Below are 13,963 nucleotides of genomic sequence, written 5' to 3'. Positions count from 1 at the left end.
GTTACTCACCAATATTCAGTAAACGGTTTACCCGCCAATAAAAAAGCAGAGCTCATGAGCTCTGCTTTTTTCTGTCTAGTACCTAGAGCACTAGATATAAAGTAGCGATAATCTGTTTACGATTCGAGTAACACCGTTGCCACAGCGTAGTGACGCTCATCCGAGATAGTCAAATGAATCGATGTTGTGCCATTTGCCTCTGCGATTTCACGCGCTTTTCTATGCAAGCTCAGAACTGGCTTGCCATGCTCATCGTTTGAAATCTCAAAGTCGTGAAAGGTCACACCCAGCGCGATACCCGTGCCTAACGCCTTAGATGCCGCTTCTTTGGCAGCAAAACGTTTTGCAAGGTAACGCCCTTTTTGCTTGAGTTGCTGGAATACTTCAAATTCAGAATCGGTCAAAATACGCTGGGCAAAAGCGTCACCACTTCGTGATAATGCCTTTTCAACACGCTCAATTTCTGCGATATCTGTACCTAATCCAACAACAGCCATGCTTACCCTACTACTAAACTTCTATCTATTAATTCTACTAATTCGTCGCTTACGGTTTAGAAAACTAAGCGTTGTTGCGTGCTGTTTCCATCACGGCTTTCATGTCTGCAACTGCTTTGTTCAAACCATCAAACACTGCACGTCCCATGATCGAGTGACCGATGTTCAGCTCGTAGATCTCTGGAAGTGCCGCAATCGGTGCGACGTTGTGGTAAGTCAGACCATGACCCGCATTGACTGTGATACCAAGATCGTCCGCGTAGCTTGCGCCTGCAGCAATCTTTTTCAGCTCATCTTGTTGGTCTTCTTCTGTTTTAGCATCGGCATAATGGCCAGTGTGCAGTTCAATGAACGGTGCGCCACACGCTTTTGCTGCGTCGATTTGCTCACGGTCAGCATCGATAAACAGAGACACCTTAATGCCAGCAGCAGACAGTTTTTCCGTCGCAGCTTTGATCTTTTCAAGTTGACCAACCACATCCAAGCCACCTTCAGTGGTTAGCTCTTCACGCTTCTCTGGAACCAGACAAACAAACTCAGGATTAGTATCGAGGGCAATTTGAACCATCTCATCCGTTACTGCCATCTCCAAATTCATACGAGTTTGAAGTGTTTCAGCCAGAATACGTACATCGCGGTCAACGATATGACGACGGTCTTCACGCAGGTGAACAGTAATGCCGTCAGCACCCGCACGTTCAGCAATTTCAGCTGCGTGTACTGGATCTGGGTATTTAGTACCACGTGCATTACGTAGTGTTGCAATATGGTCGATATTAACGCCTAAAAGGATTGAGCTCATTTTCCAATACTCCGTGCTCTAGAGAGGGCTATTGTTGGCATAAATAGCTCTCTACTTTTTAATGGTTTGCCGCCAAGATACGGCTTTAAGGCTATGCGTGTAAAGCGTTTTGCCGCTTTTAACTGCTCTTTAGTGATAAACCTACGTTCACTGATTGCGATAAGTTCATCGCCCATAAAAGTCAGGTTGTCTCGACGCACCGAAGCGATGAAACCTTTCTGCTCTCGATAGCGATAAGTCATGCTCGGATCGATCGCTTCACCAGTGCCCGCGCAGTGTAAAAAGTCGACGCCATAACCCATAGCGGATAATAGAGCCAGCTCAAAGCGACGCAGTGCTGGCTCAGGATTATCATTATGCGCCAGCTCTGTTAAAGCATGAAGATAGTCGTGAAAAAGTGCAGGCATAGGTACTTCCGCCATCAATACCCGACCGATAAGCTCGTTCACGTACATGCCTGAATACAGATTAATACCGGCGAGAGGAAGCCCCAAGCTGATGGGTTCAGCTTGGCGTAAGGTTTTCATCGAACCATTACCAGACCACTTAAGCAGTAGCGGCGTAAAAGGTTGTAATGCACCTTTCAAATTAGAACGCTTGCTGCGAGCGCCTTTAGACATCAACGTCACCCGACCGAACTCTTCGCTGAAGACGTCCAAGATCAGGCTCGACTCACTGTATGGTCGACGGTGCAACACAAAGCATCGCTGTAACCCTTCGCTCAATCACTTACCCTTATTACAGATACAAAAAGAGAGAGTTCGCACTCTCTCTTGGATTTATCTTCAGTTCAACTTTCTTAATCTCAGAAAGTGACGTTCAATATATTATAGATCGTCGATGTAGCCTAACGAGCGAAGTGCACGCTCATCATCAGCCCAGCCAGATTTAACCTTGACCCAAGTCTCTAGGTAAACCTTACGGCCGAATAGCTCTTCCATATCGATGCGCGCTTCACGACCAATCGTTTTGATCTTCTCGCCCGCTTTACCAATCACCATTTTCTTCTGGCCTGTACGCTCAACAAGAATCAGTGCATTGATGTGGAAGCCATCGTTATCTGGGTTGTAATCGAAACGTTCGATTTCAACCGTTACTGAGTAAGGTAGCTCGTCACCCGTAAAGCGCATCAGCTTTTCACGGATAATTTCAGAGGCCATAAAACGTTGCGAGCGATCAGTCACGTATTCTTCAGGGAAGTGGTGTGTCGCTTTAGGTAAATGTGCACGTACGTGCTTACGCAGTACATCAATGTTTTTACCTTGCTTCGCAGAGATTGGCACAACGTCAATGAAGTCCATCTTCTTAGAGACTTCCATCATGTGCTGCATCACGTTAGTACGGTCTTGAACGTTATCTACTTTGTTGATGCAAAGTACAACTGGGAAGTCAGTCTTCTTCAGTTTGTTCAGAACCATCTCATCGTCGTCAGTCCAGTGAGTACCATCGACAAGGAAGAATACTAGGTTTACATCACTCAGTGAGCTGTTCGCCGCACGGTTCATCAAGCGGTTGATGGCACGCTTTTCTTCAATATGAAGTCCAGGAGTATCAACAAAGATCGCTTGGTAATCACCCTCAGTTTCAACGCCCATAATACGGTGGCGTGTCGTCTGTGGTTTACGTGATGTAATAGAAATCTTCTGACCCAGAATATGGTTCAGAAGCGTCGACTTACCTACATTTGGGCGACCGACAATAGCGATAAAGCCACAGTGTTGGTTTTCCGGTAGGCCTGTTTTTTTGCTATCAGATGAAAAGAATGCATCGATATCGAAATCTTGGTTGTTATCAGACATTGCTTAGTTGCTCTAATGCTGTTTCAGCAGCCGCTTGTTCTGCCTTGCGGCGGCTAGTGCCTTTACCGATAACAGGTTTATCCACACCTGCCACTTCACACTCAACCGTAAACTCTTGGTTGTGTGCTTCACCTTTAATATTAGTCACTGTGTAGACAGGTAGAGGATTTCTTCGACCTTGCAAAAACTCTTGTAGGCGAGTTTTCGGATCTTTTTGAGATACTCCAGGCTGAATAGCATCCAGGCGAGATTGGTACCAGCTTAAAATAATGCCGCGAACCGTCTCGGTATCACTGTCTAAATAGACAGCACCGATGATCGCTTCAACCGCATCCGCTAGAATAGAATCACGACGGAAACCGCCACTCTTCAACTCACCTGGACCTAATTTTAAGTAATCTCCTAGTTCGAATTCACGACCTAGTTCTGCCAATGTATGACCACGAACTAATGTTGCGCGCATGCGGCTCATATCACCTTCGTTTACCTTAGGAAAACGGTGGTAAAGATCATCAGCGATAACAAAACTTAAAATTGAATCGCCCAGAAACTCAAGACGTTCGTTATGTTTACCTGCGGCGCTGCGGTGAGTCAGCGCCAAGTGGATAAGATCGGCATCATTAAACTGATAGCCAATCTTTCTCTCTAGTTTATCAATTGGAGAATTCATGCTCTCTCGATGTGTTATGTGATCGATTAATGAATCCCACCGATGCGATTAAAACGCACACCAGTAGGAATCCATGTTGGAAGTACACTGTCTGAACCGCGTTCGAATTCGAAGCTGATCCAAATAGCAACGGCCTTACCAACAAGGTTTGCTTCAGGGACAAAGCCCCAGTAACGGCTATCGGCACTGTTGTCACGGTTATCACCCATCACAAAGTACTGGCCTTCTGGAACGACCCATTCGTTAACACCATTGCGAGGCTGATATGCTTGCACACGATCACGGCGTAATGGGTTAACTAAAATCTGGTGCTCTACGTCTCCAAGCTGTTCGTTCAGCTGAATCAGAGGCACACCATCTTGAATAAATTGGCTCTCTTCAACATTACTTAGTTTCACTGGTTCACAGCTACTTGTACCCTTCGCCTGAATGCAGATCTCTTTACGACTGCTGTAGCGAATAGTGTCACCAGGCATACCAACAACACGCTTAATGTAGTCGATGTTTGGCTGAGGTGGGTACTTAAATACGATTGAGTCACCGCGTTCTGGCTTGCCTGTTTCTACCAATTGAGTGCGCCATACTGGGTCTTTTAGACCGTACGCGTACTTCTCTACCAAGATGAAATCACCAACCAAAAGGGTTGGCATCATCGAGCCAGAAGGGATTTGAAACGGTTCATAGATGAATGAACGCAAGATCAAAACAAATGCAATTACCGGGAAAATGGACACACTGTTCTCAACCCACCAAGGCTGAGCCGTAACTTTTGCGCTGGTTTCAGCGTCTAGGCCATTCGATTGTGCTTCAACGTCAGCAAGTTTTTGCTGGCGCTTCTTCGCCCACACAAACTTTTCCAACGCCCATACAATGCCGGTCACTAGAGTTACGATCACTAAGATAAGCGAAAATGTATTAGCCATTGATATCCCTTAAATTTCATTTCTTTAAAAATAACGAAAGTGAAAGAATAGCGAGCTACTCTTCCACTTTCAATTATTCGTTTAATGCTGGATAAAGTTAGTCTTTACCAACATGAAGAATTGCTAAGAATGCTTCTTGAGGCAGTTCAACGTTACCGATCTGCTTCATACGCTTCTTACCTTCTTTTTGTTTCTTAAGAAGTTTCTTCTTACGACTGATATCACCACCGTAACATTTTGCGATTACGTTCTTACGCAGTTGTTTCACTGTAGAACGAGCAATGATGTGGTTACCAATCGCTGCTTGAATCGCGATATCGAACATCTGACGAGGGATGAATTCTTTCATCTTCTCTACCAGTAGACGACCACGAGACTGAGCAATATCTTTGTGCGTAATGATCGCTAGTGCATCAACCGTTTCGCCATTCAATAATACGTCTACACGTACCATGTTTGATGGTTCGTAGCGCTGGAAGTTGTAATCCAATGATGCGTAACCGCGAGACGTTGACTTCAGACGGTCGAAGAAGTCTAGAACTACTTCTGCCATAGGAAGGTCGTACGTTACAGCAACTTGATTACCGTGGTAAACCATGTCTACTTGTACGCCACGCTTCTCAACACACAGTGTAATTACGTTACCTAGGTAGTCCGAAGGTACCAAAATATTACAGCGTGCAATTGGTTCACGAATTTCTTCTAGGTCATTAACCGCTGGCAGTTTAGCCGGGCTATCAACGTACAGAACTGTTTTATCTGTTTTTACAACTTCATACACTACTGTTGGTGCAGTTGTGATTAGGTCTAGGTCGTATTCACGCTCTAGACGCTCTTGGATGATCTCCATGTGAAGCATTCCTAAGAAGCCACAACGGAAACCAAAACCAAGTGCTGCTGAACTTTCTGGTTCGAAGAACAGTGATGCATCGTTCAGGCTTAGTTTGCCTAACGCGTCACGGAAGTTTTCGTAATCATCAGATGATACAGGGAATAGACCTGCGTATACCTGAGGCTTCACTTTTTGGAAACCAGGTAGACGTTCAGTGCTGCCGCCTTTTGCAAGCGTCAACGTATCACCAACTGGCGCACCTAGGATGTCTTTAATACCACAAACAACCCAACCTACTTCGCCAGTATTTAGCTCTGTCGTGTCGATTTGCTTAGGCGTGAAGATACCTAGACGGTCAACACCCCATACTTGGTCTGTCGACATTACTTTGATCTTGTCGTTCTTCTTCAGCTTACCGTTTTTGATACGAACCAAAGAAACTACGCCGAGGTAGTTATCGAACCAAGAGTCAATGATCAACGCTTGTAGAGGCGCTTCAGGATCACCTTCCGGTGGCGGGATTGCCGTTACGATGTTTTCTAGAACATCATCAACACCCAAACCTGTTTTCGCAGAACAGCGAGTCGCTTCCATCGCATCGATGCCAACGATCTCTTCGATTTCTTCAGCAACACGTTCTGGTTCAGCTGCAGGTAAGTCAATCTTGTTCAAGATTGGCACTACTTCCAGTTCCATTTCGATTGCTGTGTAACAGTTTGCTAGAGTTTGTGCTTCAACACCTTGGCCAGCATCCACTACAAGTAGTGCGCCTTCACAAGCAGCTAGAGAACGAGATACTTCGTAAGAGAAGTCTACGTGTCCAGGAGTGTCGATAAAGTTAAGTTGGTAAGTTTCACCATCTTTAGCTTTGTAATCTAAAGTCACACTCTGCGCTTTAATTGTAATACCACGCTCGCGTTCTATATCCATAGAATCGAGGACTTGAGCTGCCATCTCACGTTCACTTAATCCTCCACAAACTTGGATTAAGCGGTCAGAAAGGGTCGACTTACCGTGGTCGATGTGGGCGATAATCGAAAAATTACGAATGTGCTTCATAGGCTTGGTGTGACTAAACTCTTTGAATAGGGATAATAAGAAAGCCGCGACGCGTCCAATCTACAGTCAGCATTGGTGGCGGCATTTCAATCAAGTTGGCAGATTCTACCCAATTTAAGGGCAAGAAGCATCATAAATTAGACGAGAGACTCACCTAGGATTCGAATCAAGACGACTTCTTGCTTGGATTTGTCTTCCATGGGTTTGGCTAACCGCTTCGCTAAGGCAATCCCACCAGCAGTAAACAGTGCTGCACTTAAGATAACAATGCCCTCGCCCCCTTGGAGTAAGGGTTGTAACAAGAGTTGTCCAAAACCAGCACCAATCATCAACATGAAAAGTGGGATGAGATAAACAATGGCTGCCGATTGAAGTAGGCTTTTTTCTGGAAAGCCAATTTCTACGATTTGTCCTGCTTTGACTAAGCTCTTGGTTTTAAGCTGCCAAAACAAAGATTTATTGCCAACAGCCTTGGTCACAATACCCGTACCGCAACTTTTTTGAGAAGAGCAACTGCTGCAACTGGTTTGTTGTTCGCAGCTCAGTTGAACAAAGTATTGCTTACCTTTTTGTTCAACCGAGCTAACGGTCGCCAGCGCGGTCATCATTGCGCTTGTACCGATTTATTGAATGTAACTGACTGAGCGATACGTTTTGCAGTTGCTGGCGGAATGTCACCAACCACTGAGATCTCTTTGTCGCCAATCACTAAGCTGTGCAAGGTTCTACGCCCTTGACGTACTAGCTGCCCTTTCAATGAATGCTCGTCTTTTTCAGCGATATAAACCGAAAAGCTAAACAATCCATCACTGAAAAGCTGACTTTCAACCATTTTATCGGTCGCAGCCATTTGATAGCGGCTAAGCTCTTTTGACTTAAACCCTTCAGGAATCCAAGACGCTTGCCAGTTAGTTTCACTCACTAAGCCTTCCGGCAATGATAAAACTTTCGGCAATTGAGCTTGGTTCAAGCCACCCATTGCCTCAGCAATCTTATCGTTCACCACGTAAGATATAGTGCGGTACTGTTCAAGTACTTCGCCATCACGATCCAAAAGGTCGGCACGCAAAGGAAGACTCGTTTTTTCGTCTACCCAAACCACGTAAGAGTAGCGAAGGCCATCTTTCGGCACGACACGCAGCACTTGAGTTGTGCTGCCCGCTTCACGAGAGCGCCCAACTTTCACAAAATCGTAGTACTGATTCAGAGATTCGATATCTCGATTAATCATCGGAATAACAGGTGCAACCATGCTGCCAGACTGAATCGTAAATGGCTCTGTACCCGGTTCGATGTAGCTAACTTCATTGCCACGTCGAATGACTTCACGAACAGGGCCACTTAGATAAACAAGGTGTGCAAGTTGTTGGTCGTCGTTAACTGCATGGCGATAAACAAGAGGTTCAATACTGCTCTTCTTTATCAAAATGTAGGAGAGTTCGTAATTTAGATGCTGACTGGCCTCGTTCATTTGATGCAACAACGCCTTTGCAGTGGTTTCCTCTGCAAAGGCTGTTGGAGACATCAAGCTGAACAGTGTCAGTGCACTGACCAGGATTTTCTTCATTCAATGTCCGATTCTAGATGTGCATCTTGCATTGGCGATGCATCACTGTTTAATCTTAGCTGCAGCTCATAATCTTCTAACATTGCATGAACGCGTTTGCGCTGCTCTTGCAAATTAGCTTCAGATGCTGGTTTCTCAACAGAGTCACGCGTTAAGCTTACTGGTTCCGCAGAACCGGCAAATGGAATCGTCTGGAGTACAGGCAACTGCTCTGGTGCTGCAGGGTCGCTGCCACCATATTGTTGAACACCTAATACAACAGCTAATGAAACACACGCTGCCACGGCAACTTGTCCAAACTGTTGTAACCACGCCGGAAGCTGACGCTTCGCTTGCTGAGGTTTTGGCTGCTCTTCAATTGGAGCAACAGTAGGTTCAACATGCACTTGGTGCAGGTTCGACATTGAACCATGTGCAGGCTCGTTCTCAAGCGCTGCCGCTACACTATTAGCAATGTTCCACTCTGGAGTTTCTGGCGCATCCCCACGCATAACATCACCAATTAAATGGTAACTCTGCCAGGTATCCATGCTTTCTTGATCGGATTCGAGATCTACAATGAGAGCTTTATCGATCGTTTCACCATCCATGAGTGCCGAAAGCTTTTCTTTATCAGCCATTATTTTCACCATAATTATTACAAGTTCTAGCGTTGCAAAAGAGGTTTAATTTTCTTTTCCACCGCTTCACGAGCTCGGAAAATACGCGAACGTACGGTTCCTACAGGGCAATCCATTACTTCTGCAATCTCTTCGTAGCTCAAACCTTCGAGCTCACGCAACGTCATTGCAGTTTTTAAGTCTTCTGGTAGCGCTTCAATCGCTCCAAAAACGACTTGTTTCAATTCTTTTGACAGCGTTAAGTTCTCAGGGTTCGATATTTCTTTTAACGCGCTGCCTGTTTCGTAATATTCTGCATCTTCTGCATCTACATCGGTTGCTGGCGGCCTACGGCTTTGGGCAACGATATGATTTTTAGCGGTGTTCACGGCAATTCGGTATAACCATGTATAGAAGGCACTTTCGCCACGAAAGTTAGGTATCGCGCGGTAAGCTTTAATAAAAGCTTCTTGTGCTACATCAGGTACATCACCGGAATTATTCACGTATCGAGAGATAAGATTACAAACTTTGTTTTGATACTTAACCACTAGTAAGTTAAATGCCTGCTTATCTCCACTCTGAACTCGCTCAATCAACACTTGATCGGTTAGCTGCTCGTTCATTCGAGCGGGTACTCCTATTGTTATAACCCTCACCTTCACAGATATGGGTACTAATTATGCGAAATGTAGTATTGACACCACCGTCTACAAGAGCACTATTGTGACTAAGCCAAATACCGAAAGTTCCAACTTTCTTAAAATTATTTGCCATTATTGTTTCACAATGTGATGTAATAAAAATAGCTATCCCTATCAATTTGGGGAAACTTGAGCAAAAGCAATGGTATTGAGCAATTAAATATTTCTAGATAGCTGTCTATATATTGATTTTGCATAGCGTTTAAGGATGACTCTGGAGAGATTATAACAGTCTTAGCCAAACTCCTAAAACAAGACAAAGTCAATTGAGAGTGGACAACTCGACTATAGCCCGGGATTTAATAAGTTTTATGAACGCAAACCGTGAACATCAGTGTGATGTATTAGTGGTAGGAAGTGGTGCGGCAGGCTTGTCATTAGCCTTACGCGTAGCAGAACATGCAAAAGTAATTGTATTAAGCAAAGGACCACGCAGCGAAGGATCGACGTATTACGCACAAGGTGGTATCGCCGCGGTGTTCGATGAGTCGGACAGTATTGAGTCTCATGTAGAGGATACTCAAATTGCTGGGGCTGGGTTATGCGAAGAAGATACAGTTCAATTCATTGCTGAAAATGCGAAAGAGTGTGTGCAATGGCTGATTGATGGTGGTGTTCCATTTGATAAAGATGAGAACAGTACAGAAGGCCAACCAAAATATCACCTCACTCGTGAGGGTGGCCACAGTCACCGCAGGATTCTGCACGCTGCCGATGCAACTGGCATGGCGATGCAAACCTCACTACAAGATAACGTCAACAACCACCCAAATATCGAGATCTTCGAGCGCCACAATGCGCTGGATTTGATTACTGAAGATAAGATTGGTGGTTCAAAAGACAAGGTGATCGGTGCCTACATTTGGAACCGTAACCAAGAACACGTTGAAACCGTGCGCGCTAAATTTGTTGTATTAGCAACAGGCGGCGCTTCAAAGGTTTACCAATACACCTCTAACCCAGATGTTTCTTCAGGTGATGGTATTGCTATCGCTTGGCGTGCGGGTTGTCGTGTGGCAAACCTTGAGTTCAACCAGTTCCACCCAACGTGTTTATTCCACCCAGAAGCGCGTAACTTCCTACTAACGGAAGCACTGCGTGGTGAAGGTGCTTACTTGCGTCGTCCAGATGGCTCTCGCTTTATGAAGGACTTCGATGAGCGCGGTGAACTGGCTCCACGTGATGTGGTTGCTCGTGCAATTGACTTCGAAATGAAGCGCCTGGGTGCCGACTGTATGTATGTTGATATCAGCCACAAGCCTGAAGAATTCATCACAGCACACTTCCCGATGATCCATACACGCTTGATGGACTTGGGCATCGACATGACCAAAGAGCCGATCCCTATCGTGCCAGCTGCTCACTACACTTGTGGTGGTGTCATGGTGAATAAGCAAGGTCAAACCGACCTAACGAACTTGTATGCGATTGGCGAAGTGAGCTACACCGGCTTACATGGTGCAAACCGTATGGCTTCTAACTCACTGCTTGAGTGTGTGGTTTACGCATGGGCAGCAGCAAAAGATATCGTTGAGAACATCGACCAATCTCAACTGTGCGCTGAACTACCAGCATGGGATGAAAGCCAAGTCACCAACAGTGATGAAGAAGTTATCATTCAACACAACTGGCACGAACTGCGCCTGTTCATGTGGGATTACATGGGCATTGTTCGAACGGATAAACGACTAGAGCGTGCATTGCGTCGTATTCAGATGCTGCAACAAGAAACTCATGAGTACTACAGCTACTTCAAGGTTTCGAATAACCTATTAGAACTGCGTAACTTGCTACAGGTGGCAGAGCTAATGGTTCGTTGTGCAATGCAACGCAAAGAGAGCCGCGGCCTTCACTACACGTTGGATTACCCTGAACTTGCTGAAGACAGTGGCCCAACGATTCTGACACCAGAGAAACGCCAATCATAATAATTGATTAAACGTGCTTAGCGAATTAGCCGTCAGCGGAAAATGATTAAACGAAAGGGAGCCGAGTGCTCCCTTTTCTTTTGTCTAACGCTTTCTTTTATCTAATACTTTCTTTCATCGAATAGTTTGGCTTCTCTAGCGTGCTCGTTGTAAGTTCGCCAGAAAATGACGATATTCGCGCTCGCAACAGCTGTCTCGCCAAAGCAGTACCGAATACCCACATTCAAACTGTAATTTAACGAAGAACTGCGCCCAGATTCTATCAACGAACTTGAGTCGGTAAGTTCGGTCATTGAGTCGAATATCACCATCCTCTCTGTAATCAAAACGCCCATAGGCACTATTTAGAATCACATGGTTGCTTTTGAACAAACGGATCATTAAAGCTAAGCAATAAAGGCTGGCGGCAAGTGGGATAGAAGACAGGACGATGAAAAACAAAAGGCACCCAAAAATAGTGCCTTTTGCAAATAATGCGGAATACGAAGGGTTAAGCTGAAGCTTAACGAACCTTGCTGAGGTTGTGTGCGACAATTTTATCAACCATTGATGCATGGCCTAGGTTTTCACTGCGTCCGTGTCCCATTACCCAAGTAAACAAATCTGGGTCATCACACTCTAATAGAGAAACAAACTCGCGCTGTTCCTGCTCTTGCAATGAATCAAAACACTCTTCGAAAAATGGCATGATGACTACATCAAGTTCTAACATGCCGCGACGGCAACCCCATTTAATTCGTGCTTTCTGCTCTGCAGTGTACATTGGCTATCCTCACCTATAATTTTTCTTTCTCGGAGTGTAACAAGTCATACGCCCTGCAACTACTATGTGAGTCACAGTCCCTATCTAAGCTCACAAAAAACCTAGGCTGACAAAGAAACAGAACCGGATTAACATAGAGCCAAATAAAATTCTTAGGAAAGATAAAATGGATTGGAAAAACACATTTCAGCCACTCGCTCATACGCAAAATGAATCGCTTCCAGAACTGATGATGACACACGTGTCAGACTGGAGCGCAATCACCATGATAGGCGATGACAAAAAGTCGTACCTACAGGGTCAAGTAACGTGCGATGTCGTCACTCTTCCTAATGATGAATCCACGTTAGGCGCGCACTGTGATGCAAAAGGAAAGGTATGGAGTATCTTCCGCCTGTTCCATCACAATGGCGGTTACGCACTCATGCAGCCTAAATCTGCGATTGAAGTAGAGCTGGTCGAAATCAAAAAATACGCCGTGTTCTCTAAGGTTGATATCGAGCAAACGACAGATGTTGTTATCGGTGTGATGGGCGTATCTGCGGATCAGTACATTGATTCAATCTCAGAAAGCCAAGGTAACGTGCGTGCTATCTCTGGTGGAACAGCGGTTAAAGTCTCTGACAATCGTTGGGCGCTGCTTATTACAGAAGAAGTTGCTGCAACCTTAGTATCAAGTAGCTCAGCAGAAAAAGTATCAGAAGCACTTTGGCAATATCATGAAATTCTTGATGCTCAGCCTAACCTATCGAAAGCAGAGCAAAACGAGCACATCCCTCAAGCACTTAACCTGCAAGCGATTGGTGGTATCAGCTTTTCAAAAGGCTGTTACACAGGTCAAGAAACGATAGCTCGTGCCAAGTATCGTGGCATGAACAAGCGTGAGATGCGTATTGTTTCAGGAACAACAGCAGAAGTATTGTCTCTAGAGAACCCAATTGAACTAGAGCGTAGCGTGGGTGAGAACTGGCGTGGCGCAGGCCGACTATTAAACGTCTATCAATTTGCTGATAACCAAGCGATTGGTTTGATGGTACTTCCAAACAACCTTGATGACGATGTTCAGCTTCGACTGACCGCGCAGCCTGATCAAACATGGAATATCCTGCCACTGCCGTACAGCCTTGACGATGAGTAACCACGTGGAAACGCTGATTACACAATGGCTGGATCAACAGCAGGTGAATTATCGCCTGCTGATGCAAAGCAAGCCAACCACCAGCATTGAAGAAACGGCACAAGAGCGAGGCATCGACGCCTCTCAAATGGTGAAGTGCATCCTGCTCAAGGATATGGGCAACCAGTATGCTTTAGCCTGTACTGCTGGCGATCGCTCTGTCGACCCCAAGAAAGTACGCTCGGTACTGAATTGCCGTCGAATGACCTGCGTGTCGCTCGCTGATGTTGAAACAATCACTGGCTTTAAAGTGGGTAGTGTTGGTCCGCTCGCTCTCAAGAGACACATGCCGATCATTTTTGATCCTTCCATTCAGAACAACTCGACCGTGACCATTAGCTCGGGTGATCGAATGGCTGGCGTTGCGTTGGATCTCAATGATCTTATGGCGCTATGTGCACCGACCGTCGCGGACATCAGTCGATGATCGTTTCGATCAGATCATGCTTCGCAAACTTCATTTGAATATTTCATTGAGTACATTTTTAGTGTGAACTTCGTCATAAGAAGAACACACCATTAGTAAATAGTTACTCAAAATAAAAGCATAAGTAGTCACAAAGTTAAATTTGCGTTATTGTAAATTTACTGACTAGCTATTAAGCAAATCAGTGTAAGTGAATCCACTGAGTAACATCAGTAT

General features: G+C 45.2%; 16 protein-coding genes. 3 read left to right on the top strand and 13 right to left on the bottom strand.

Features of this window, described 5'->3' with window-relative positions; genetic code table 11:
- Positions 1–116: 116 nt before the first annotated feature.
- The 11 genes from acpS to rpoE all read right to left on the bottom strand — a co-directional run bounded on the left by acpS (position 117) and on the right by rpoE (position 9,374).
- Positions 117–497 (bottom strand): holo-ACP synthase, encoded by a 381-nt coding sequence (gene acpS, locus AB6E85_RS19055; RefSeq protein WP_372143675.1) that lies wholly within the window; start codon positions 495–497, stop codon positions 117–119.
- Between the two features lie 64 nt (positions 498–561).
- The gene (pdxJ, locus tag AB6E85_RS19050; RefSeq protein WP_048605801.1) at positions 562–1,299 is read right to left on the bottom strand and encodes a pyridoxine 5'-phosphate synthase; all 738 of its coding nucleotides are present in this window, start codon (positions 1,297–1,299) and stop codon (positions 562–564) included.
- The gene (recO, locus tag AB6E85_RS19045) at positions 1,296–2,024 is read right to left on the bottom strand and encodes a DNA repair protein RecO (protein ID WP_019826299.1); all 729 of its coding nucleotides are present in this window, start codon (positions 2,022–2,024) and stop codon (positions 1,296–1,298) included. Before recO ends, pdxJ begins: the two co-directional genes overlap by 4 nt.
- A 102-nt stretch (positions 2,025–2,126) precedes the next feature.
- Positions 2,127–3,098, bottom strand: a complete 972-nt coding sequence (gene era / locus AB6E85_RS19040; RefSeq protein WP_372143672.1) for a GTPase Era — start codon at positions 3,096–3,098, stop codon at positions 2,127–2,129.
- A complete protein-coding gene (gene rnc / locus AB6E85_RS19035) occupies positions 3,091–3,768 on the bottom strand; it encodes a ribonuclease III (protein WP_017059043.1) in 678 nt (225 codons plus the stop codon). The genes era and rnc overlap by 8 nt, the downstream gene beginning before the upstream one ends.
- 26 nt (positions 3,769–3,794) lie before the next feature.
- A complete protein-coding gene (gene lepB, locus AB6E85_RS19030) occupies positions 3,795–4,691 on the bottom strand; it encodes a signal peptidase I (protein ID WP_017066013.1) in 897 nt (298 codons plus the stop codon).
- 97 nt (positions 4,692–4,788) lie between these two features.
- Positions 4,789–6,582: a translation elongation factor 4 gene (gene lepA / locus AB6E85_RS19025; protein ID WP_017059045.1), complete on the bottom strand. Its 1,794-nt coding sequence runs from the start codon at positions 6,580–6,582 to the stop codon at positions 4,789–4,791.
- Positions 6,583–6,719: 137 nt separating this feature from the next.
- Positions 6,720–7,190, bottom strand: a complete 471-nt coding sequence (locus AB6E85_RS19020) for a SoxR reducing system RseC family protein (RefSeq protein ID WP_048605807.1) — start codon at positions 7,188–7,190, stop codon at positions 6,720–6,722.
- Positions 7,187–8,149 carry a sigma-E factor regulatory protein RseB gene (gene rseB / locus AB6E85_RS19015; RefSeq protein ID WP_048605809.1) on the bottom strand — a complete coding sequence of 321 codons (963 nt, stop codon included), beginning with the start codon at positions 8,147–8,149 and terminating at the stop codon, positions 7,187–7,189. The genes AB6E85_RS19020 and rseB overlap by 4 nt, the downstream gene beginning before the upstream one ends.
- Complete coding sequence (locus tag AB6E85_RS19010) at positions 8,146–8,769, bottom strand: RseA family anti-sigma factor (RefSeq protein ID WP_372143669.1); 624 nt, start codon at positions 8,767–8,769, stop codon at positions 8,146–8,148. Before AB6E85_RS19010 ends, rseB begins: the two co-directional genes overlap by 4 nt.
- A 26-nt stretch (positions 8,770–8,795) precedes the next feature.
- Positions 8,796–9,374 (bottom strand): RNA polymerase sigma factor RpoE, encoded by a 579-nt coding sequence (gene rpoE, locus AB6E85_RS19005; RefSeq protein WP_008223963.1) that lies wholly within the window; start codon positions 9,372–9,374, stop codon positions 8,796–8,798.
- A gap of 389 nt (positions 9,375–9,763) precedes the next feature.
- On the opposite strand from rpoE, the gene nadB reads away from it, so the two are divergent.
- Entirely contained in the window at positions 9,764–11,380 is a 1,617-nt protein-coding gene (gene nadB / locus AB6E85_RS19000) for an L-aspartate oxidase (RefSeq protein WP_017059049.1), read from the top strand.
- 135 nt (positions 11,381–11,515) lie between these two features.
- Here nadB and AB6E85_RS18995 read toward each other — a convergent pair whose 3' ends face one another.
- Both AB6E85_RS18995 and AB6E85_RS18990 read right to left on the bottom strand, forming a co-directional pair.
- Positions 11,516–11,935 carry a protein YgfX gene (locus tag AB6E85_RS18995; protein WP_372143667.1) on the bottom strand — a complete coding sequence of 140 codons (420 nt, stop codon included), beginning with the start codon at positions 11,933–11,935 and terminating at the stop codon, positions 11,516–11,518.
- A complete protein-coding gene (locus AB6E85_RS18990) occupies positions 11,883–12,143 on the bottom strand; it encodes a succinate dehydrogenase assembly factor 2 (RefSeq protein ID WP_004735374.1) in 261 nt (86 codons plus the stop codon). Before AB6E85_RS18990 ends, AB6E85_RS18995 begins: the two co-directional genes overlap by 53 nt.
- Positions 12,144–12,309: 166 nt before the next feature.
- Between AB6E85_RS18990 and ygfZ the strand changes: the two genes are divergently transcribed.
- The gene (gene ygfZ / locus AB6E85_RS18985; protein ID WP_372143666.1) at positions 12,310–13,281 is read left to right on the top strand and encodes a tRNA-modifying protein YgfZ; all 972 of its coding nucleotides are present in this window, start codon (positions 12,310–12,312) and stop codon (positions 13,279–13,281) included.
- A 4-nt stretch (positions 13,282–13,285) separates the two neighbouring features.
- Positions 13,286–13,747, top strand: a complete 462-nt coding sequence (locus AB6E85_RS18980; RefSeq protein WP_372143729.1) for an aminoacyl-tRNA deacylase — start codon at positions 13,286–13,288, stop codon at positions 13,745–13,747.
- Positions 13,748–13,963: the final 216 nt, after the last annotated feature.

Origin of the sequence: Vibrio sp. 10N.247.311.51, assembly GCF_041467855.1 — a bacterium.
Taxonomy (GTDB): domain Bacteria; phylum Pseudomonadota; class Gammaproteobacteria; order Enterobacterales; family Vibrionaceae; genus Vibrio; species Vibrio coralliirubri.
This window is presented reverse-complemented; position numbering and strand designations above follow the sequence as displayed.